The 21,201-nt window shown below is 36.0% G+C and carries 17 protein-coding genes; all 17 read left to right on the top strand.

The features are described from left to right. Positions 1-8: 8 nt before the first annotated feature. The 17 genes from SHI21_RS00510 to SHI21_RS00430 all read left to right on the top strand — a co-directional run bounded on the left by SHI21_RS00510 (position 9) and on the right by SHI21_RS00430 (position 21,156). Positions 9-869 (top strand): ABC transporter ATP-binding protein, encoded by an 861-nt coding sequence (locus tag SHI21_RS00510; RefSeq protein ID WP_323574123.1) that lies wholly within the window; start codon positions 9-11, stop codon positions 867-869. Continuing rightward, positions 870-1,634 (top strand): ABC transporter permease, encoded by a 765-nt coding sequence (locus tag SHI21_RS00505; protein ID WP_323574121.1) that lies wholly within the window; start codon positions 870-872, stop codon positions 1,632-1,634. A gap of 2 nt (positions 1,635-1,636) precedes the next feature. Next, on the top strand, positions 1,637-2,407 hold the full coding sequence (locus SHI21_RS00500) for a prepilin peptidase (protein ID WP_323574119.1): 771 nt from the start codon (positions 1,637-1,639) through the stop codon (positions 2,405-2,407). Between the two features lie 59 nt (positions 2,408-2,466). After that, on the top strand, positions 2,467-3,576 hold the full coding sequence (pilM, locus tag SHI21_RS00495; RefSeq protein WP_323574117.1) for a type IV pilus assembly protein PilM: 1,110 nt from the start codon (positions 2,467-2,469) through the stop codon (positions 3,574-3,576). Next, positions 3,573-4,187, top strand: a complete 615-nt coding sequence (locus SHI21_RS00490) for a PilN domain-containing protein (RefSeq protein ID WP_323574114.1) — start codon at positions 3,573-3,575, stop codon at positions 4,185-4,187. Before pilM ends, SHI21_RS00490 begins: the two co-directional genes overlap by 4 nt. Before the next feature lie 4 nt (positions 4,188-4,191). Next, complete coding sequence (gene pilO, locus SHI21_RS00485; protein WP_323574112.1) at positions 4,192-4,857, top strand: type 4a pilus biogenesis protein PilO; 666 nt, start codon at positions 4,192-4,194, stop codon at positions 4,855-4,857. Next, a complete protein-coding gene (locus tag SHI21_RS00480) occupies positions 4,854-5,348 on the top strand; it encodes a pilus assembly protein PilP (protein WP_323574110.1) in 495 nt (164 codons plus the stop codon). Before pilO ends, SHI21_RS00480 begins: the two co-directional genes overlap by 4 nt. A 113-nt stretch (positions 5,349-5,461) precedes the next feature. Continuing rightward, complete coding sequence (locus SHI21_RS00475; RefSeq protein WP_323574108.1) at positions 5,462-7,243, top strand: type IV pilus secretin PilQ; 1,782 nt, start codon at positions 5,462-5,464, stop codon at positions 7,241-7,243. Positions 7,244-7,246: 3 nt separating this feature from the next. Then, positions 7,247-8,620, top strand: a complete 1,374-nt coding sequence (locus SHI21_RS00470; protein WP_323574106.1) for a tetratricopeptide repeat protein — start codon at positions 7,247-7,249, stop codon at positions 8,618-8,620. Positions 8,621-8,632: 12 nt separating this feature from the next. Next, complete coding sequence (locus SHI21_RS00465) at positions 8,633-9,067, top strand: type II 3-dehydroquinate dehydratase (protein WP_323574105.1); 435 nt, start codon at positions 8,633-8,635, stop codon at positions 9,065-9,067. Between the two features lie 14 nt (positions 9,068-9,081). After that, positions 9,082-9,660, top strand: coding sequence for an elongation factor P (gene efp / locus SHI21_RS00460; protein WP_323574104.1), 579 nt, complete (start codon positions 9,082-9,084; stop codon positions 9,658-9,660). A gap of 125 nt (positions 9,661-9,785) precedes the next feature. Beyond that, positions 9,786-10,958: a CDC27 family protein gene (locus tag SHI21_RS00455; protein ID WP_323574102.1), complete on the top strand. Its 1,173-nt coding sequence runs from the start codon at positions 9,786-9,788 to the stop codon at positions 10,956-10,958. Positions 10,959-10,974: 16 nt separating this feature from the next. After that, complete coding sequence (locus SHI21_RS00450; RefSeq protein ID WP_323574100.1) at positions 10,975-14,976, top strand: translocation/assembly module TamB domain-containing protein; 4,002 nt, start codon at positions 10,975-10,977, stop codon at positions 14,974-14,976. Further along, on the top strand, positions 14,973-17,417 hold the full coding sequence (locus SHI21_RS00445) for a BamA/OMP85 family outer membrane protein (RefSeq protein ID WP_323574099.1): 2,445 nt from the start codon (positions 14,973-14,975) through the stop codon (positions 17,415-17,417). The genes SHI21_RS00450 and SHI21_RS00445 overlap by 4 nt, the downstream gene beginning before the upstream one ends. A 190-nt stretch (positions 17,418-17,607) precedes the next feature. Beyond that, positions 17,608-18,048 (top strand): 50S ribosomal protein L13, encoded by a 441-nt coding sequence (rplM, locus tag SHI21_RS00440; RefSeq protein WP_323574098.1) that lies wholly within the window; start codon positions 17,608-17,610, stop codon positions 18,046-18,048. A 15-nt stretch (positions 18,049-18,063) separates the two neighbouring features. After that, positions 18,064-18,468 carry a 30S ribosomal protein S9 gene (gene rpsI / locus SHI21_RS00435; RefSeq protein ID WP_323574097.1) on the top strand — a complete coding sequence of 135 codons (405 nt, stop codon included), beginning with the start codon at positions 18,064-18,066 and terminating at the stop codon, positions 18,466-18,468. An 81-nt stretch (positions 18,469-18,549) separates the two neighbouring features. Beyond that, positions 18,550-21,156 (top strand): excinuclease ABC subunit UvrA, encoded by a 2,607-nt coding sequence (locus tag SHI21_RS00430; RefSeq protein ID WP_323574096.1) that lies wholly within the window; start codon positions 18,550-18,552, stop codon positions 21,154-21,156. Positions 21,157-21,201 lie beyond the last annotated feature (45 nt).

The following is a 21,201-nucleotide window of genomic DNA, read 5'->3' as shown; positions in this document are numbered from 1 at the left end:
ATATCATTATGATTGAATTCGTTAATATTTCTAAAAAATTTCAAAATCACTTTTGGGAAAAAAACATTCTAGCTTTGGATAATGTTTCATTTCAAATTCATGAAGGAGATCTGGTTGGGTTTTTAGGCGCCAATGGTGCAGGGAAGACAACTCTAATTAAGATACTTATGGATTTTAGTCGCCAAACTTCTGGAGAATTAAAATTTGATTCAATTCTTGGAGAAAGTGTATTGGAAATTAAATCCAATATTGGATATTTACCAGAAAGAGCTTATCTCTATCAGCATTTAACAGGTCGCGAATTTTTAGAATATACAGGATCGATAAATTCTATACCTAAAAACGATCTCAAATCTTTGATTAAAAAATGGTCTGAAAAGATAATGATTGATTATGCTCTAGATAGGCAAATTAAAGGGTATTCGAAAGGAATGCAGCAGCGACTTGGTTTTATTAGTGCATTAATCCATTCACCCAAATTTTTAGTATTAGATGAGCCTCTTTCAGGTCTAGATCCAGTAGGAAGAAGAGATTTCAAAAATATTTTAAAAGAGCTTAATGAAAATGGGACGACCATTTTCTTTAGCAGTCATATTGTTTCTGATGTTGAAGAAATATGTAACAAGGTTATTTTTATTGAAAAAGGGAAACTTCTTTATGATGGAGATATCGATAGTTTGATTTTAAAGCATAGCAGTGACCAATATAGAGTTCGATATGTAAAAGGGGAAAGTATTGAAACAATTCGTTTTGAAGAAAAAGAGAAGAATCAAATTCTAAATAATTTTCTTCAAGAGAATGTAAATATCCTGGAGTTAGAAAAAGATAAACCAACATTAGAAGAAATTATTTATAAGATAAAAAAATAAATGAAATTATTAACAATCGCAAAGTTTACATTTTTAGAAGTTTACAGAAGCAAGTTAATGCTTGGTCTTGTGTTCTTAGGCTTTGGTCTATCATTAATTACATATGTTGCTTCAGAGTTCGCCTATGGAGCATCTGCAAAAGTAGCACTTGATGTTGGATTAGGAATCATGTCTTTGTCCAATCTTGCCATTGCGATATTTATCGGTTCAACATTATTGAGTAAAGAAATTGAGCAACGTACTTTGTATATGATTCTATCTCGACCTATTTCTCGTACATCTTTTCTTTTAGGGAAAATCCTAGGTCTTTCATCTGTATTATTATTAAATACACTTATCTTAGGAATATTAAGTATATTCTTGTTCATGCAACAAGGAGGCACAGGCCAAGCACTTTTTCCTTGGGTATTACTATTTTCGTTTTTTGAAGCTTTAATTATATTAGTTTTTGCAGTGTTTTTTTCACTAATAACTAATGTGACTTTATCTGTGATCTGTACTTTTGCGATATGTGTAACGGGGCATGCGCTTAATGAAACCTCTAGATTGATTCTTGTAAAGCTATCCCCAGTATTAAAGCTAATAATAGATACATGCTTTTTCTTTATTCCTAATTTGTATAAATTGAATTTGAAAGATTTTTTACTTTATCAACAAACGATAGATTTAAATTATCTTGTAATGACTCAAGCATATGCTTTGTTATACTTAACCGCTATGTTCGCATTAATAATGTTGCTTTTTAAAAATAAAAACCTGGATTAATTTTGGAAATTTTCTTAATAATATTTGCAACTATTTTTGGATTACTAGTAGGAAGTTTTCTAAATGCACTTATTTATAGGCTTCCACGAAATATTAATATCGCTGTACCTCGCTCTTCTTGTACAAGTTGCAATAAAGTTATTTCCTGGTATGAGAATATACCTGTTTTAAGTTATATATTTCTTCGTGGAAAATGTTCAGGCTGTGACTCTAAAATTTCCTGGGAATACCCATTTGTTGAAATCATTAGCGCATTAGCTGCTTTTTTGATTGCACCATCATCTCTATCTGCACCGGCCTTACTTAACTTTTTTTTCTTTTTCAGTGTCTACAGCTGCTTTCTGGTTCACTTCATAGTTGATCTAAAGCATCAGATTCTTCCAGATTCAATTAATCTTTATCTCGCAGCACTTTTTTTATTAGTCAGTTGGTTTAGTCATCCCTGGACTTTTTGGTTAATCGGCGGTGCCCTTGGATTAGGTTTTCCTCTTTTAGTAAGTTGGGTTTTCTACTTATTAAGAGGAGAAGTTGGATTAGGAGGAGGAGATATAAAGCTTTATGGGGCTTTGGGTTTTTATCTTGGTCCTATAGGAATTATGCAAAATATTTTTTTAAGTTGCTTTCTTGGTGCTTTAGTCGGAATTGTTTTAATTGCAACAAAGGTAATTAAAAAAGAGAATCCTATACCTTTTGGCCCGTTTATTATCGTAGTTGGCGCTTTTCAAGTTTTTGGCGAAAGCTGGTTCAAACATCTAATGTCATATATTCCTTGATCAGAATTAGTTATTAAATGTATAATTTCATTATAATTAATTCTTGAAGGTAAAGGGCATTGGATCCAAAAGACATCATTGGAAATATAAAGGACAAAATTGGCGACATTTTTTATGTCGGTCCTAAAGGTGTTATCGGTATCGATATAGGCCTCAGTGCGATCAAGTTTGCAGAATTAATTCAAATTTCTGAAGGTAACTTTAAAATCAATAAATATGCATCTATTACACTTCCGGAAGGAACCATCATTGAAGATGAAATCCAAAAAGAAGATGAAATAATTAAAGCACTTCAACAAGGTATTAAAGAATTAAATTCTAGTAATAAGTTTGTTTGTCTTGGGTTATCAGGACCGAACACTCTTATTAAAAGGTTACAGCTTGCTGGTGGAAGCAATGAGGAGCTTGAAGATCAAGTGACTTGGGAAACTGAGCAGTACCTACCTTTTCCGATTGATGAAGGAAATATTTCATTTAGTGTTGTCGGCGAGAATCAAGGTGGTGGGGTTGACGTTATTATTGGTGCTGCCAAAAAAAGTGTCATTGCAGCATTCAAAGAAATAATCGAACGAACAGGTCTTAAAGTAAAAATTGTAGATCTAAATGCGGCAGCGACAGTAAATGTTTTTGAAAGTGTTATGGGAAGTGAAGTTAAGGCCAAGGGAAAAACTTGGATTTTAATGGATCTGGGTGCTCAAAAAACACATTTTATGATCTATAAAAACGGAGTATTGGTTTTCTTTAAAGAAATTAATATTGGTGGTTTAACAATTACAGAAGAAATTCAGCGTCAGATGGGTGTGAATTATGATGAAGCTGAAAGTTTAAAAATTCATGGTGATGGTAGTGGGAATATCCCAGAAGAAATCGTAGATTTAATTAATCAGGTTCTTGATACCTTTTTTACAGAATTAAAGAAAACTATCGATTTTTGGGTTAATTCGACTTCAGAAGAAGCATTTGACGGTTGTGTTCTTACTGGTGGAAGCGCATTGATTCCGGGTTTACCAGAAGCACTACAGGAGTTGTTTGAAACAGAAGTTCAAATTCTAAATCCTTTTACGACCATGACTTATAATCAAAGTAATATTTCTGAAGATATGATTAATGAAATAGCATTTAAGGGAGTGTGTGCCATTGGATTGGCCATGAGGAGTCTTCCTAAATGATTGAGTTAAACCTCCTCGAGAAGAAGCAACCTGTCGTACTTCCTACAATTTTAGGTATTGATTTAAACAATCTTAACCTTAAAATGCTTGGGGTCGCTTTGGTTATTTATTATCTTCCAAGTGTGATTGTATCTAGTGTTTATTCTGAAAGAACGACTCAAGCAGAAGAAGCATTACAAACCTTAACAAGTCAGGCGACCAAAATAAAAGCGGCATTGGACAAAGATGCAAACATTAAGTCACAAGTAGATGCTTACAAGCTTCAGGTTAGTAAACTTCAAAGTCGTTCTACTCAAGTAGATGAAATTTTAAAGACACGTACAAACCCAAAAAAGATTCTGGAAAAAGTTGCTAGAAGTATTCCAGAAGATGTTTGGTTTAATCGCATGAGTATTAATGAAAAAAATGAAATTTCCATTGAGGGAGGATCATATACACCAAGAGCAGTCGGAGAGTTTATTACCAATATCAATGATTCCCCTTATTTTGGTGGAAGTGTCACTCCAGTTAGACAAGAAAACAGAAAAGATAACCTTGATGGTGTTTCCACAAATTATGAAGTTTTTGAGCTGAAAGGTAAGATTATTAACTATGACATGAGGTCTAAATAAACCCATGGAAAAAATACTTAAAAATTTACACTGGTTCATCATCGCCTACGCAGCTTTTGAATTATATACACTATATTCTGAAGCCAATGAACGTCTTGTGAATATTGAGTCTCAGCAAGAAGTTCGTAGAGCTGAATTGTCGAAAAATAAGAAAATTCAAAGAGAAATTACTAACTATTATAAAAACATAGAGGAAGAAAAAGTTAAAATTGAACGAGTTGCTCGTGAAATTGAAAAAATGCAACAGCTTCTTCCTAGTGAAATCTCAGATAGTGACAACATCAGTTTATTAAGAAGAATGGCTGATGATGTGAATATTAAAGAATTGAGTATTGCACCTGAAATGGAGTCAGATAGAGGATTCTATATTGCTCGAAGATATAGAATAAAAGCTAAAGCGACATTTTTACAATTCCTTATTATGTTTGAGAAAATTGCTGAAAATAAAAGAATTTTAAATGTTGGAGAGTCATCATTTAAAAAATCAGAGCTACCTCAAAGAAGTAAATTTCAAGTGATTGAAGGTGATGTCGTTATTGAAGCCTATAGATACAATGCGAACTTTAAAGAAGATCGTGGTATTGATGAAATTGAGCAACAGTTCAAAGATGAAAAGCACCAGGGAGCTCCAACTAAAAAACCAAGAGCTGTTAAGGAAAATGCTGAATGAAAAAAATAAATTTAGCTTTAATCATATTTTTTATTTGTACGTTAGCGACTCATGCTCAGGAAGAAGCACGAGAATATAATCTATTTAAAAGTAAGACATATGTTAAAAATCCACTTGATCTTAGAGATCCCTTTAAAAGAAAAATTAACAAAAAGAAAAGTTTAAGCCAGGCTAAAGCGCAAAACCATTTAGACGGTATTTATAGCAACGTTAATACTTCCCTTGAAAATAAACCTCTCGAAAGTTTACGCGTAACTGGAGTTGTTCTGGGAGCAGAAAGACGTGCCATTGTAAAAGTTATCGGTGTAACAACTGAGAGCGGAGAAAAAGATAATAATATTTATTATCTAAAGGAAGGTATGCATGTCGGAGAAAACGGCGCCGAAGTTAAAGCAATCCTCCCTGGGGGAGTCGTTTTAGTTGAGAAAATCCGTAATGTTTACGATCAAGATGAATATCTGGAAACGGTAATTCCAGTTTCTAACGACTAATTCCCTCCGTCATTAAACCTCAAAAAATTCTAACATTTTCAAAAATGATGCTATAATCAATATAAGTCTTCAAAATATAGAGGATATAACATGACAACTTAAGGATGAGTTTCATGAAAAAAGGATTTTTTCTTAGTGTTTTATTTTGTTTATTAACTTCATCTATTGCTAGTGCTGCAGTTGATATGAAGGCCATCAATTTTACCCAAAAGGGTGAAACTAGTGAGCTTGAATTAATTTTCGATTCTAATAATGTTCAAGCAAGTAAATTCCAAGTCAAAGAAGATAAGCAAATCATTATCGACCTAACTGATGTTACAGCAACAGATAGAGTTATGAGAGCATTTGATACATCAGAGTTTTCTGGTGGAGTTGTATTTGTTAAGGCCTATAAGAAGCCAAAGTCAGATAAAGATATTCGTATCGCTATCCAGTTAAGAGACAATGTGAGATCGGTTTTGGTTAGAAAACCTAATCGCGTAATTCTTCAAATTGAAAATCGTTTCGGAGTTTTTTCTCAAAAGAAAGCAGAAGAAGGGCAAACTTATAAAGAGAAAATTTCTGATGTTTCAGCAGCAGAAGCTTCTAAGTTAAATATTCCTAGATCAGACTCTGTTGAAGATATTCTTGAAAATATCACAATGTCAGGACGCAAGAAATACATTGGTAAGAAAGTTACAATGAACTTAAAAAATATCACACCAGAAGATATTTTAAAGATCATTGCTGAGACATCAGGATTTAACATTGTTTTAGCTGAAGATGTTAAAAAACTTGCACCAATTACTTTAAATTTAGTAGATGTTCCTTGGGATCAGGCCTTGGATACTGTTTTAGACATGAGCAAGTTGGTCGCAACAAAGAATGGAATGATTTTAGTTGTTAATACTTTCGAAAATTACTCTAAAGAGCAAGAAATTGCAAAAAAAGCAAAAGCATCAGCAGTTGAGCAAGAACCACTTTTAACAAAAATCTTCCCAATCAGTTTCGCCAACATCGACGATCTTCAAAAAATCGTTGTTGAATACTCAACCGAAAAAAGAGGAAAGATCGCAAAAGACACACGTACAAACTCTTTAATCGTTAAGGATACGGCAGACGTTGTAGAAAAAATCAAAAAAATCGTAGAGCTTCTTGATACTCAAACACCACAGGTTCTAATCGAATCTAAAATCGTTGAAGTTGTTGAAAGATACTCAAAAGAAATCGGTTTAGAAAACGGTCTTCAGTTTGGATACGATCCAATTTCAGCTCCAAGTGCCGCGGTTCAATCAGGGTCATTCTCATTTAGTACTGCTCCTAGTGAAGCTAACAACGTACTTGGTTTAACAATCGGAAGGTTCAATCGCTTAATCAACCTTGATTTCAAGCTAAACCTTATGGAAAGTGAAAACAAGGCGAAGATTATTTCAAGTCCAAAAGTTATTACAAAAAATAACGTAAAAGCTGAAATTGTTCAGGATGAAAACTCATACTATCTTGAGCAATCGACAGCAGATGGAACAACAACAAGTAACTGGGTACCTCAGAATGCAAAGTTAAAACTTGAAGTTACTCCGCAAGTTACCAATGAAGGATCAATCTCTCTTGATGTATCAGTTCAAAAAGATTCATTAGGAACTCAGGTTGCCAACAATGCACCAAAACCAGAAACAAAAAGAACTGTTAAAACTCAAGTTCTGGTCGATAACGGAACAACGGTCGTTGTCGGTGGTATCTACACTTATGTAAATACAGAAAGTCATTCAGGTGTACCTTTCTTAAAAGACATCCCGTTACTTGGATGGTTATTTAGAACTCAATACAATCCAGTAACAGAAAAGAAAGAGTTGATCATCTTCTTAACTCCAAGAATCATCAACTCAGAAGAAGCTGGTTTAGTAGATAATAGATAAAAAATGAGCAAAGATAAAATACAGCTTCTTTCACCACTCTTTCTAAAGTATCAAGCGGATTATGAAAAAAATCCTCGCTCGAGAGTGTTTGCGCCTTTGGCGGAAACTTATAGAAAGTTAGGGATGACTGACAAGGCGATGGAAATTCTTTCACAAGGAATTCGTTTTCATCCAACCTACGTGATGGGCTATTTAGGCCTAGCGTTTTGCTATTTTGATTTAAAACAATATTCACTGGCCTACAATACACTAAGACCTTTGGTGGAAAGTAGTCGCGATAATATTCGTCTGCAAAAATTGTTTGCAGATATCTGCTTAGAGTTAGGTTACAGAGAAGAATCTCTTGATACTTACAAGTATCTTCTTTTCATCAACCCAAGAGACAGAGAAGTGGCAATGCAAGTGGCGACACTTGAGAGCTTAATCGAAGAACAATATAAACCTGTTCATCAACCAATCTACATTCCTGAATCAGAATTTAAAAATGAGAGAAAACACGATCATCAATTATTTGATATCGATAAACTAGATAATCGTCCATTAGCAAGCAAAGCTGATTTCGATGACTGGATGGCCGTTGATCTAAGTCGCGATCAAAAAGAGAAAAAGTCTGAAGATCCATATGAATTCTGGAATCTAAAAAAAGGTGATGCTCCGGTTGACCTTTCTTCAGAAGAAGAAAAAGTGGAAACAAAGCCTTCAGAAGAAATCTCATACCAAATTTCTGAGCCAAAAGAGTCTGGCCCATATGTTGAACTAAACTTCGAAGACGATTCATCAGATGACTCGGAAGAAGATGATGAACAAGTACAGTTACAGCAAACATCAGAGAGTCATCGGCCTCAAGTAGCTCCAACAACTGTTCCATTAGTCACTCATACATTAGTCGATTTATACTGCGGTCAAGGCCATATTGAAAAGGCCTTAGAAGTTTTAGAAAAGATCCTAATTCTAAACCCAACAGATGAAAGAACCATCAATAAAATATTAGAGATCAAAGCTCTAATGGGCCCTTACGAAGAAGAAAAACCAAAAGCTCCGAAAGCTGCTCCAGTGATCGCAAAAGAAATAACGATCCCTCACGCACGTCCACACCTGGAACCACTAAAAGAAATTTCAGAAGAAGACGGCCGTAAAAATTTAATGAGTATTCTTGATCAGCAATTAGGTGCTGCCAATGAACCATTGATGAAAGAAATTGCCAAAGGGATCAAAGAAGATAAAAAGGCATCTGCCGCGGCAAAGAAGTCAGCGGCTCCGGCCGTTACGGCAGCCCCATCATTGGAACTCCAAAAAACCCGCCAAATCGAAGACAAGCTTACTGAATTTCTGAAAAAAATCCAAAAAAGAGCACTGGATTATCAAGCTCGTCTTTGATAGGTTACGCCTATGAACAAGACCGACTTTCTCATCATCAATGGGCCAAATTTAAATATGCTTGGCACACGTGAACCTGAGGTTTATGGCAGCTTAACGCTGGCAGAAATTCAAACCTTCACGGAAAAATCATTGGAGAAAGATAACGTAAATCTTGAGTGGTACCAATCCAACATCGAAGGTGAGATCGTTACCAAGATTCAAGAGGCCACTAAAAAAAATTATAAAGCATTAATAATTAACCCAGGTGCCTACGCTCATACGAGTGTGGCTATTTATGACGCACTTGCTATGGTTAAGTGTCCGGTGATTGAAGTTCATATTTCTAACACTCATCGCCGCGAAGACTTCAGACAGATCAAGTTGACTGCAAAAGCTTCAACTATCATAATGGAAGGCCTAGGAAAGATCGCATATCTCACAGCTGTGAAAACTCAGCTTTTTTAAAAAGGAATATATCTATGTACGACACTACCGACATTAAAAGAGGGTTAAAAATCGAAGTTGATGGGAAACCTTACGTCGTTTTAAAATCTGATTTTACTAACCCAGGTAAAGGTTCTGCTTTCGTTACAGCTAGAATTAAAAACCTAGAAACTGGTCAAGTTATTGAAAGAACTTGGAAATCAGGCGTTTCTACAAACGTAACTGCACCAGATCTAGAAGAAAAAGAAGTAGAGTACACATACTCAGATACAGAAGGATTCAACTTCCTTGATCAATCGAACTTCGAAACAATCCACCTATCAAACGACCAAATCGGTGACGATAGATATTACTTAATGGAAGGATCAAAACTTGTAGTTCTTTACTACAAAGGTCGTCCAATTTCGATTGAACATCCTCACTTCATCAACATCAAAGTTGCAGAAACAGATCCAGGTCTTAAAGGTGACACGGCTTCTGGAGCAACTAAGAAAGCAACTATGGAAACTGGTCTTCAAGTTAAAGTTCCTCTTTTCATTAAAGAAGGTGAGTTACTGAAAATTGATACTCGTACTGGTGACTACGTAGAACGCGCGACTGTAGATAAAAAGTAATCTTCTCAAGAATTCCAACAAATAATTTGAGGGGCATATATTTGCCCCTCAATCTTCTGACCATTTCGGGTTAAAATAATTATAATCTCAACAACTTAACTTCTTTTTGAGTGAAGGGAAAATTATTGGAAATCGAGCAACTTCATCGCTTAATCGATGAGAAAAAATGGACATTGGTTTTACGCGTTCTTGATTTAAAAATTTCAGAACGTAGTAGTACCGAAGATAATGAATCGATCATCTGGATTTTTGAAAATCTAGATGTTGAGTATCGCCATGATCACGCACAGAGATTTTATTCTGTGATGTGGAAGATTGCCTTTGAATCTGGAAAAATCAAACTCGCTAAGCAATATGTCGAAGCACTTTTAAATAATTTGATTGAATTAAAAAGAGTGCCTGCACTTAAAAAACTCATGACGGAATTAGCTGAAGCAAAGTTTATTACAACCCATAAAAAATTCCCGATGCTACAAGCTATTCTTGGGAAAAAAGGGCAGTTTTCATTGGAGGATTCAAGTGGGTTTGAACATCATCCAGAGATGTGGAAAAACTCAAAAAATATTCTAAGAAATTTCTTATTGGAAGAGACTGAGTGGACACTAGAACACTGGAAACTTTCTTACGAATACATTCTGAAATTCTATTACGATAAAGAACTTTTTCTTTTGCTTGCTGAAAAATCACGCAAGTTGAAAAAAGATAAACACTCTGAAAACATTTTAGCTTTTCTTCGAGAGAAAAAAGTTAACTTGAAAGCATTTGAAGTTAAAGCACCAGATAAAACTTCTGCCAATGATAATGACTCATTAAATGTTGACTATGATCAGTTAGCAATGGATGTTATCTCAGGTGTGAAAGAACCAAGTATTACTGAGCAAAAGAGAATCCTGGTTTCAATTCAAAACCTTGATGATGCTGAGTTGTTAGATAAAGGCAAAGACATGATCGTTGCTTTTGGTTTACTCGGAATGGATAAAGTTGTTGTGCGCTTATGTGAGAGAGTGATCCCACTTGTGAAAGAAGTAAAACTTAGAGCAGGTATTCAGTTCATGTTGGCACAGGCCTTATTCAACAATAATGAATTTTATAAAGTAACAGATTTAATAGACGACACTTTTGAAACTGAGCCGTTACTTCCAGATGAAGTCCTGGCATTTAATTATTTGAAAGCAGAAAGTTTATTGAAACTAAAAAAACACAAACAGGCCCGTGAGCTTTTTGTATCAATTAAAAAACACAATCCACACTATCGACTAGTGGGAGATAGGCTTAGAGAACTTGAAGATATTAAATAGGATTATCTTAATATTCTTGGGAATTACTTGTCTCACTTTATATGGTGGGTGGAGATTCATACACTCTGAAAGGTTTTCCAGAGAAGCTTCGCTTAAGGTTTCTAAAATCTTAACTGAAAAGGCCGGGGCAAAACTTAGTTTTACCGGAGTGGACTTTAGTCTCTTTCCATTATCTACAACTTTTAAAAATGTAAAAATTTCTAAATCCGATCCAAAACTTTTGGATGTAGGAATTATCGCGGAAGAACTTGAAGTCGCTTTTACTTACTCAAGCTTTATCGCCAGTGAGTTGGAAGTTGATGAATTCAGTTTAAGAAATGGAACGGTAAATCTTACGACTCATAAAAAAGACGATACTGATATTGTCCTTCGTGATTTAAAGACAAAAGAAATTTTTATTAAATACACAGAGGTACTGACAAGCATTCCTGTTCGTTTAAATCTTCTAACTCTTGAAAAAATCCAGCTGATTGTTGATAAGACTTCAATGGATGTGAATCGTCTAACATTTTCCCCACAAAGACTTAGGGCCCGTCTGAAAGCTGATGTGGCAAATCTTAAAGTTGCTCATGATAATAAAAATTTGCCACCTATTGAGATAAATAATATTCAGCTTCTTGCGAGCATGGAAAAAGATGAATGGAGAGTAGAAGATTTAAAAGTCGTTCAAAACCAAAATGAAGTTTCTATCCGTGGAGTGGCATTTAATGAAGGTGGGACTCTTCGTTTAAATTCAAACGGAACTTTGAAAGCCAATGCGGAAAGTATTTTAAGTACGCTAAAAATGCTTCCGGAAGATATCAGATCCATTCAGGGTGACGTTGAAGGTAAGTTTGAAACCACAGGGATAATTGATGATCCGGATGCAACAGTTACATTCAGTGCGAAGAATGTGATTACAGAATGGATTGAGTTGGAAGTGGTAAACGGAGTCGTCAGCAAAAAGAAAAACTTAATCGTGGCCAATAAGTTAAGTGCGACTAGAGGAGTTGAGTCATATACCCTGAGGAAGCCTCAGGCCTTTTATGATTTGAAAGTTGAAAAATTCACCAATTTTAATTTTAGTTTACGTTTACAAAATGCTTATACAGATACCTTTCTACTTTCGACAAAAGATTCACTAGGTACATTGAAAGGATCTTTAACGGGTGATGTGGAAGCTTCGTTATTTGAAGATAGAGCGGTCTTTACAATAAAAGACAAAGTACAAATCAAGAACTTCAGACTAACGACTTCGAATGGTAAAAAAGATATTTTAAAGAATCCTGGATTCTCTCTTGAAAATAGTGCGATCACGATCAATCAGGATTTTTCAGTCAATGTAGATATCAAAGCTTCAATGCCAAATTCAAAAATTTTAGCAAAAGGAAAGATTTCAGACAAGGGAATCGATATTGCTACGACTGATTCAAAAATTGATATGAAATCTTTGGGCCCTATCTCTGGAATTGCCATTGAAGGAGCGGGACCAGCAACAGTAAAAGTCACAGGGCCATTAAATAATGTTGTTTTTAATTTTAACGTAGATTGGAATAACTTCAGTGTTGTGGATTTAAATTTTGGTAAAGTGAAAGCAGATTTTTCTTTGCACCTGGAAGAGTTGGTTCTTGATATCCGCTCTCTTGAAGGAATTTACAATAAATCAAATTACACTGCTTCAGGAACCCTGGGCTTTGATGGCCCTCGTGAAGGTCTGGATGTAAAGATTGATTTTAAGAACTCGAGTTTCTCTGATGCCAGAAAGATGCTCCATTTAGTTTTCAAAAATATTAAATTACCAGCAGATCCAGAGTTTAATTTTTCTTCAAGCTATACCATCAAAGGTGGTTATGACCTTGCAACTTTAAAAGTCGAAGGACAGGTTAATGGAACTGAATTAAAAATTGCTGGCGAAGAAGCTGAGAAAATAGCATTAAAGCTTTCTCTTGCTAATAATCTATTGAGCTTAAAGCAAATTAAAATTAATAAGTCACGTGGGGAGCTAAACGCTAACGTTAATATCAACCTTGCCAATAACTTCATTGAGCTTAGTGGAGGGACACAAGGGCTGAGACTTCGCGATTTCAATTTCTATCGTAACTTGAGCCTTGAATATGATGGTGATTTATTTTTAGATTTTGATGGTAATGGAACAACTGATGATTTTAGCTCACGCTTTAAAACAAGAGTGACGAATGCATTTATTGGTAATATGCCGGCCTCTTCGTCAAATGCGATCTTTTATATTAATTCAAATGATATTGTGACTAATGGAAGCTTGCTTGGCGGAAAGATTAAAGTCGATTCTCTGATGAGTTTTAAAACAGGTATTGCTGCTATTAAATCGAGCATCGATACAAATGATTTAAGAGAGTTTTTAGGAATTTTCTCTAGCCATAATATGACCGATAAAGGAATTACTGGAAAAATCAAGGCACAGTTAAATATGCAGGTTAGTACTGGCTCTCTTGGAGTCAGAAAGTTCTTCTTGAATATCGATCAATTTAATCTGGCGAGAGGAGACATTAAGTTTGCTGTCGACCCAAGGTTTAACAAAATTGAAGTTGATGATGGTGTGGTTAAAAAATGGGATCTTCGCCTTCGTGACGGTAATGAATTTCTTCTAAGTAGAGGGCGCAATATTTCTAACGGAGTTATTGCTCTGGAACATAAGTTTGCTTTGAAGGCGAGTCTGCTAGAGATTGTAACGGATCAGGTTGAACGCGCGACAGGTATCATTAAGGGAACAGATTTAGTTGTTTTAGATAAAAAAATTAGCGTAAAGGATTTTAATCTTTATGGTGATAATCACTCACTGAAAATTAAAGGTCTTCCAGGTTTTGTTACCAATTTTAATTATGCAGTTGTAAAAAAAGGTGAAGCCTTTGAAGTAACTCGCATGAACGGAAATTACGGAGAAGGAGAATTTAAAGTTGCAGGAAAAATTCTTTTTGATGACCTTTATCCGGACATTAATCTTAATTATCAAATTGACCGTTCATTAGTGCCTTTATTTAAGCGATCAAATGTTCTCATTAGCAGCACAGGGACATTAACTGGAACAGATTTGCCTTATAAGTTAAATGGTAAAGTCATTTTTCAGCATGGTGAAATCCTTGATGATCCGGCAGATCTAATGAAAGAAGATAAGGTCTCAATTGATGAGTATAAAAAATATCTTCCAGAAAAAGACTTCTTGGGAAATAAGGGAATCATTACACTGAATTTATCTTTTGAAATAGCAAACCCAATTGTGATTAAAAACAATATGGCCGAAGTGTATGTTAGAGGTAACGGATTAGTGACAGGAGATGTTCAGTCTCCGGAATTAAATACGCGATTAGAAACACTTCCTAATATCAGTAAATTTAAATTCAAAGGCCATGACTTTGCTTTAAATCAGGGTTATGTGGAAATCAGGGATCGTGGGAAAAATAGAGTTTCTGATTTAAAGTTCGTCGGAGTTGCTAAAATCAATGACTACGATATGAAGCTTGATTTATCAGGAAGTATCTCTAAAGTTAATATTGATTTATCTTCAGAGCCAGCATTGTCAAAAGAGGACCTTCTCTCACTTCTTACTTTAGGAGTTACCTCAGACATGTCAAAAAACCTGGAAGCCAGTGAAAGAAGATTTGTAACAACTGTAGGAATAGGAACTCTTTTAGTGGATCAATTGAAAATCAATGAAGACTTGAATGCAACTCTTGGGGTGAAGCTAAGTGTGCAGCCGGAATTCAAAGAAGATGAGACTACTCTTATTTCCGGAAAATCAGCTATCAGTGAAGGTGGAACAAGTCGTCTGAAATCAGCGACTAAAATTAAAATCAATAAACAAATTAATAACCGTGTGGATGTTTCTCTTTCCAGTACTATTGGTGGATCACTTGAGCAGAAACAAGAGATGAATATCAATTTAAAAATTAATAAAAACTTTTCACTGGAAGGAGTTTACGAAGTAAAACCTACTGAGGAAGAAAATACGTCAACGACTCCTAATTCACTCGGGGCCGATTTAAAGTGGAGGAAGTCGTTTTGATTTTACTCCAAAGACTTATTCTTTTATGTGCGCTTGGCTTTTGCCTCATGGCCAATGCCGCAGACATTACACCGGCCAAAGGTGCAATTGTTAAACGCATTGAATGGTCTAATCAGGAAATGGAAAAACGCTTTAAGGGTTATTTCAAGGAAGTTGTGAAGCGCCCATACGATGCCTTAACATTAAAAATTCAAACAGATTTAATCTCTAAAGAACTCTTCACTGGTGGATACTTTAATTCAGTTATTAAAACTGAATTAGGTGGAACTGAAAATGAGCTGATTGTTAAAATTACGATGGATTTAAAAGATCGCATAAATTTTGAATTCCAAGGCAATCACATTTTTAGCCATCAGGAGTTAAGAACAAAGTTACTGGATAAGATAAGAAATGAATTTGGTAAGGTGGATGTCAAAAATTTAGCAAGCTTCCTGGCCGATGAATATGAAGATGCTGGTTTCTATCAAACTAAAGTCACAAATTATCAAAGCGAAGGAGTGGATGCTTCAAAACTCAAAGTCATCAATTACTTTTTTGTTATTGATGAAGGTTTTAAAATTAAAGTCAGCGATATCAGCTATCGTGGAAATTCCTTTTTAAAAAATGAAGAGATCAATGACATCTTTAAGAGTCATGCAACGGCCCTGGCAAAAGGGGGCTTTTATGATAAGTCATTCTTTGATGAGTTTTCAGACATCCTTAAAAAAGAGTATTTGAGCCGCGGTTTTGTTTTTATTGAAGTTTCAAGGCCAAGAGTTGTGAGTAATGATGAAGATGATTCTGTCACAATCGAATATGGAATTGCTGAAAAACAACAAGTCATTCTGAAGAACATAACTTTCGCAAAGGTCCCGGATGATCTTGCGGCACAAGCGAAGACTGCTCTAATTAATAAAGAAGGCTCTCCTGTTAATATCATCGAATTGGAAAATGATCTTCGCAAGATGATCGTTTATTTCCAAAATGAAGGATATTACTTCGCCAATATCACAAATCTAAATTCAGACACACTTTTGGTGTATGAGAAATCTTATGCAAGCGTGGACTTAAGGCCAGAAATTAATCTCGATAAAAAGATTTGTTATAATGAAGCGATCATCAACGGAAATGTTCAAACCAACACGCGAGTTATCAATCGTGAAATTGATTTGAAACAAGGTGATCTTATTACGCCTAAAAAGCTAGAAGACCTAAGACAAAGGCTTTCTGGACTAAACTTATTTTCTTCACTGCGAATCACTCCTTATATGATGTACGAATCGGAAGCGACCAGTTGTCCGAAAACTAACCTGGTTATTCAGGTGAAAGAGAAGGACTTCGGACTTATAGAAGTTGCCCCAGGGTATCGTACTGACCTTGGAGCAAAGCTTTCAACGGGTGTTACTTATAACAATATCAGTGGAATGAACCGATCAGCATCTCTTCGTTTACAAGGTAACAAAAGATTTAATCTTGATGGTTTTGATGAAAGAAGAAAGTCAGAAAATAAAGATCTGTTCGAATACTCGGCCAAAGCTTCATTCGTTGAGCCTTATGTCTTTTATAATATGATTAAGACTCAATTAGAGTTCGAGTTATCTTCAACATTCCAGCGAATCCGCTTCTATGGTTTCGATGCTGATATTTTTAGAATTTCTCCACAGATTTCAAAGAACTTCACAAGAACATTCTCTTCTTCAGTAAAATACCAGTTTGAGCGCATTGTTCAGTTCGACGCTACTGAGACTAAGGATAATGACAACTTTTCCATCGGCGGTATTACTCCGACTGTTACATGGGACTTAAGAGACGATGCCATTAATCCTAGAAAAGGTGCTTTTTTCACTCTTTCATCAGAGTGGGCGAATAATTTCTTTGGATCAATGAAAGAAAAAGAGCTGGAAGTAAACTTCGTTAAAGTTATCAGTAGAAACCGCTTTTATTACCCTATGGGCGATTTCGTTGTGGCCCTTTCAATTGCGGCCGGATATCAGAAAAACTTTGCTGAAGAGAAATTGGTAGATAACAATGGAAACACGGTCTTAAATGCTAATGGACAGCCGAAGACCCGTGGATACATTCCAAGTATAAAGGTTTTTAGGTTAGACGGTTATGATGAAATCCGCGGATATGATGAAGGCGAAATTAACCGCTTAATCGACGGAACTCCGATCGGTGAAGTAATTGTTCAAAGAGAAGCTTATTTTACTGCACTAAAGTTCGAACCGCGCTACAATCTCACCGACGCGATAAAAATCGGAATTTTCTTTGACGCAGGACGAGTCTACGTTGATGATTTCCAACCAATGAAGCTAAGAACTTCTGTTGGCGCGGGGCTTAAGTATGTGACACCTGTAGGTTCCTTAGATTTTGATTACGGCTTCAAGCTGCAACGCAAGACTTATCCAGACCAGCAACGTGACTCAGTAGGTCGCTTCCATCTATCAATAGGTTTCTTTTAGATCCCAATTGACGCATAAACAAGAAAGTATCTTTTCAGATTCTTCTCGAAGAAGTGCTTGACGGAGGGCCGAAAAACTCGTTATAAGGGACAACACTTGCATTTTTCTGCATTTTATATTTGAATTAATACTTCGTAATTTTTCGTTTCGGAAAGTTTAACTGAAGGGATCACTTTAAGGGAAAGCGTTTATGTATACTCAAAAATCATTCGTTCTAAAGCCAGCTGAAGCAGACAAAAAATGGTTCGTTGTCGATGCTCAAGACCAAATCGTAGGTAGACTTGCAACTCAAATTGCAGATCTTCTAAGAGGGAAATTGAATCCAAAATTCACATACAATACTGATTCTGGTGACTACGTAGTAGTTATCAATGCAGATAAAGTTAAGTTCACTGGAAACAAGTGGAATGACAAAGACTATTTCTGGCACACAAACTTCACAGGTGGAATTAAATCTAGAACGGCTAAGCAAATGCTTGAGTCGCATCCAGAAGAAATCCTTATGGAAGCTGTAAAAGGAATGCTTCCAAAAAATACTCTTGGAAGAAAACAATTAACAAAACTTAAGGTTTTCGCTGGCGCATCTCATGATCACGCTGCTCAGAACCCTACAGAATATAAATTAAAGTAATAAAAGGATCATATCATGGCTGCAAAAGGTAAAACATACGATACTCACGCAATCGGAAGAAGAAAAACTGCTGTTGCAAGAGTTTACATGGCCGCTGGGACAGGTAAAATCACAATCAATAAAAGAGATCTTAAAAATTTCTTCAAACAAGAAACTAACCTTTATGTTGTTAATCAACCTCTAAATCTTACTAAACTTCTTGAGAAATTTGACTTCGTAATCAACGTTAACGGTGGCGGAATTTCAGGACAAGCTGGAGCAATCAGATTAGGAATCTCAAGAGCCCTAATTAAAGTTCAACCAAACCTTCGTCCAGAACTTAAAGCTGCAGGATTCCTAACAAGAGATCCAAGAGCTGTTGAACGTAAGAAAGCTGGTAGATCAGGTGCTCGTAAGAGATACCAATTCTCAAAAAGATAATATTTTTGTCTATATTTTGTCAGTATATAAAAGCCTACAGAAATGTAGGCTTTTTTGTTTTCTGGGCCTAAAATCCCTTCCATGCAGAACTTAAACATCATAAAAGTCCGCGGTGCTCGCACACATAATTTAAAAAACATCGATATTGATATTTCTCTGGGAAAAATCACGTGTATTGCTGGGCCTTCGGGGTCTGGGAAGAGCTCGCTGGCTTTCCATACACTTTTAACTGAGTCCAAAAGGCGTTTTATTAACTCGCTTCCGACCGATATGAAGTTCTTTTGGGAAATCCCTCATACGGTAGACGTCGATAGCATTTATCCGGTTTTACCGGCCTGGGGACTTCCTCAGCATAATCCGGTTATTAACTCGCGTCCGGTGGCCCTGGATGTAATGGGTGGGCACGAGAGATTACAGCGCCTGTTTATGGAGTTGGGGTCATTTGTTTGTCCGGATCATCATGTGCCGTATGAAAAGTATATGGCGCTTGAGACGGTGGTGACTAATCTGGCGAAAGATAAGAGCGGTGAAGATGAAGTCTATCACTTATTTTGTAAGGCCGAAGATTATAGAAGGAACGTCTCGAATGAGTTTAATCCGTCGAGAACTTTTGATGGGAAATCTGTCAAAGAGTTTAACGAAGAAGATCAGTGGTATGAGCTTTTCCGTGTGAAAAAGAAGAGTGTGGATTTGATTCTGCCGAAGTTTAAAGAAACTAAACTGGAAGAAGGAGCAGAGCTTTTACTCTATTCTTTGAGTGGCAAAAAGAAAGCGCAGTTTAAAAATACGTTTGAATATAGATGTCCGATTTGTAGTAAGAAGGCACCGTCTTCGAAGGTGACGACTGTTGAATCACTTTCTCCACTCAATGCTCTTGGTGCCTGTCCGACTTGTGAAGGGCATGGTGCGATTCTAGTTTATGATAGAGAAAAACTGGTAAAAGATCCGACGAAAAGTATTAAAGAAGGAGCGATTAACTTTTTAAATTTTTCGCATTTTTTACATTTGTTGCCGGCGTTTTTGAAAGAAGCAAAAAAGCTTGGATATGATTTAGATATTCCATTTAAAGATCAGCCGCAGAGTATTTGGAAATTCCTCTATGAAGGACATGGAAAATACGAAGGGTTTAATGATTATTTTGAGTACTTAAAAACTCAACGCTATAAAAAGAACATTCGTATTTATATGAGAAGCATGCAGACAGAAATGTTGTGCGCGGCCTGCGAAGGAACGAGAGTTTCTGAAGAGGCGGGAAGTGTGACTCTTGTATTGAAAGATAGCATTGTGACTTTCAAAGATTTTTTGAAATTGAATTTTGAAAATTCGAAAGTTATGTTGGCGAATATTAAGAAGGATCTCATTGATAAATTGAAGTATGAAAAACTGATCAGCACGTTTGAGAAGCTAGAGAGACTTTATAGTGTGAGTGATGATTTAGGGTTAGGGCATTTGCAGAATACGAGAAAAGTTCGTTCGATGAGCTCCAGTGAGTATCAGCGATTGCTGCTTTCGAAGTATCTTTCTTATGAAGGATCTCAGTCTTTGTTTGTTTTGGATGAACCGAGTTTGGGGTTGAGTCTTGCGACTCAGAAAAAACTTATTACCTACTTAAGAAAACTGCGCGATCAGGGCAATACTATTTTAATGGTAGAGCACTCGGAGTTTTTAAAATCGACTTCTGATGAACTCGTTCTTATGGGGCCGTTTGCAGGTGGGCGTGGTGGAGAAGTTCTTTATCAAGGGCCTTACAAAGAAGAGAAGGTGAAACTTCCACGAATGGATTTTGATCTAAGTGGGAAGAAGACTTTTATTGAACTGACAGATGCGAGCATTCGAGGTCTGACTAAGAAGAAAATTGAAATTCAAAAAGATGCGATTAACTGGGTTCATGGAGAGTCGGGTACAGGTAAGACATCTTTTATCGTCAATATTATTGCTAACGAAGTTCATAAATATACCAATGGGACGAGGCTTTCATTCGAGGATTATGAATTTAAAAAACTGAAAGGCATCAATGATTTATCGTGCGTGATTGTTATTAATAGCAGTCTGGATAAAATCTCTTCGAGGTCAACTGTTGCAACTTATACTGACCTGGGTGGTTTTGTGAGAAAGTACTTTGCTAACTTAGAAGTTTCTAAAAAATTAGGACTTAAAGAAGGGCATTTTTCTTCAAATTCTGAGCTAGGACAATGTTCGAGTTGTGAAGGGCGTGGAGTGAAAACCGTTGAGATGTATTTCATGGAAGACGTGGAGTTTGTCTGTGAAGACTGTCAGGGGAAAAAGCTTAAACCATATTATGCAAATATCTCAGATGGGACGATGACAGTTTACGAAGCTTTTAATAAACCTCTATCAGAAGTTTTAAATCACATCAGATTAACACCGAAGGGAAAGAGAATTTTTGAATACTTTAAAATTTTAAAATTAGACTATCTCTCACTTGATAGAACACTCGTTTCTCTCTCTGGTGGAGAGAGACAAAGGCTGCAACTTTTAAGTCTTTTAGATAAAAAAACTCAAGGGGCCTTGATCATTTTTGAGAATATAACCAGTGGTCTTTCTCATCATGAATACGCACCTCTTGCCGAGCTTTTGCACCAATTATCTGGCACTGGGAACACTGTTGTAGTAATTGACCAAAATGCTTTCTTTGCCCATATCTCCCATCATCAAATCGAGTTTTAGGTTTTAAAGAGTTAGCACTTTTTTGAGTGTCTAGTTTTTAGACAA

This window comes from Bacteriovorax sp. PP10 (genome assembly GCF_035013165.1).
Classification (GTDB): domain Bacteria; phylum Bdellovibrionota; class Bacteriovoracia; order Bacteriovoracales; family Bacteriovoracaceae; genus Bacteriovorax; species Bacteriovorax antarcticus.
This window is presented reverse-complemented; position numbering and strand designations above follow the sequence as displayed.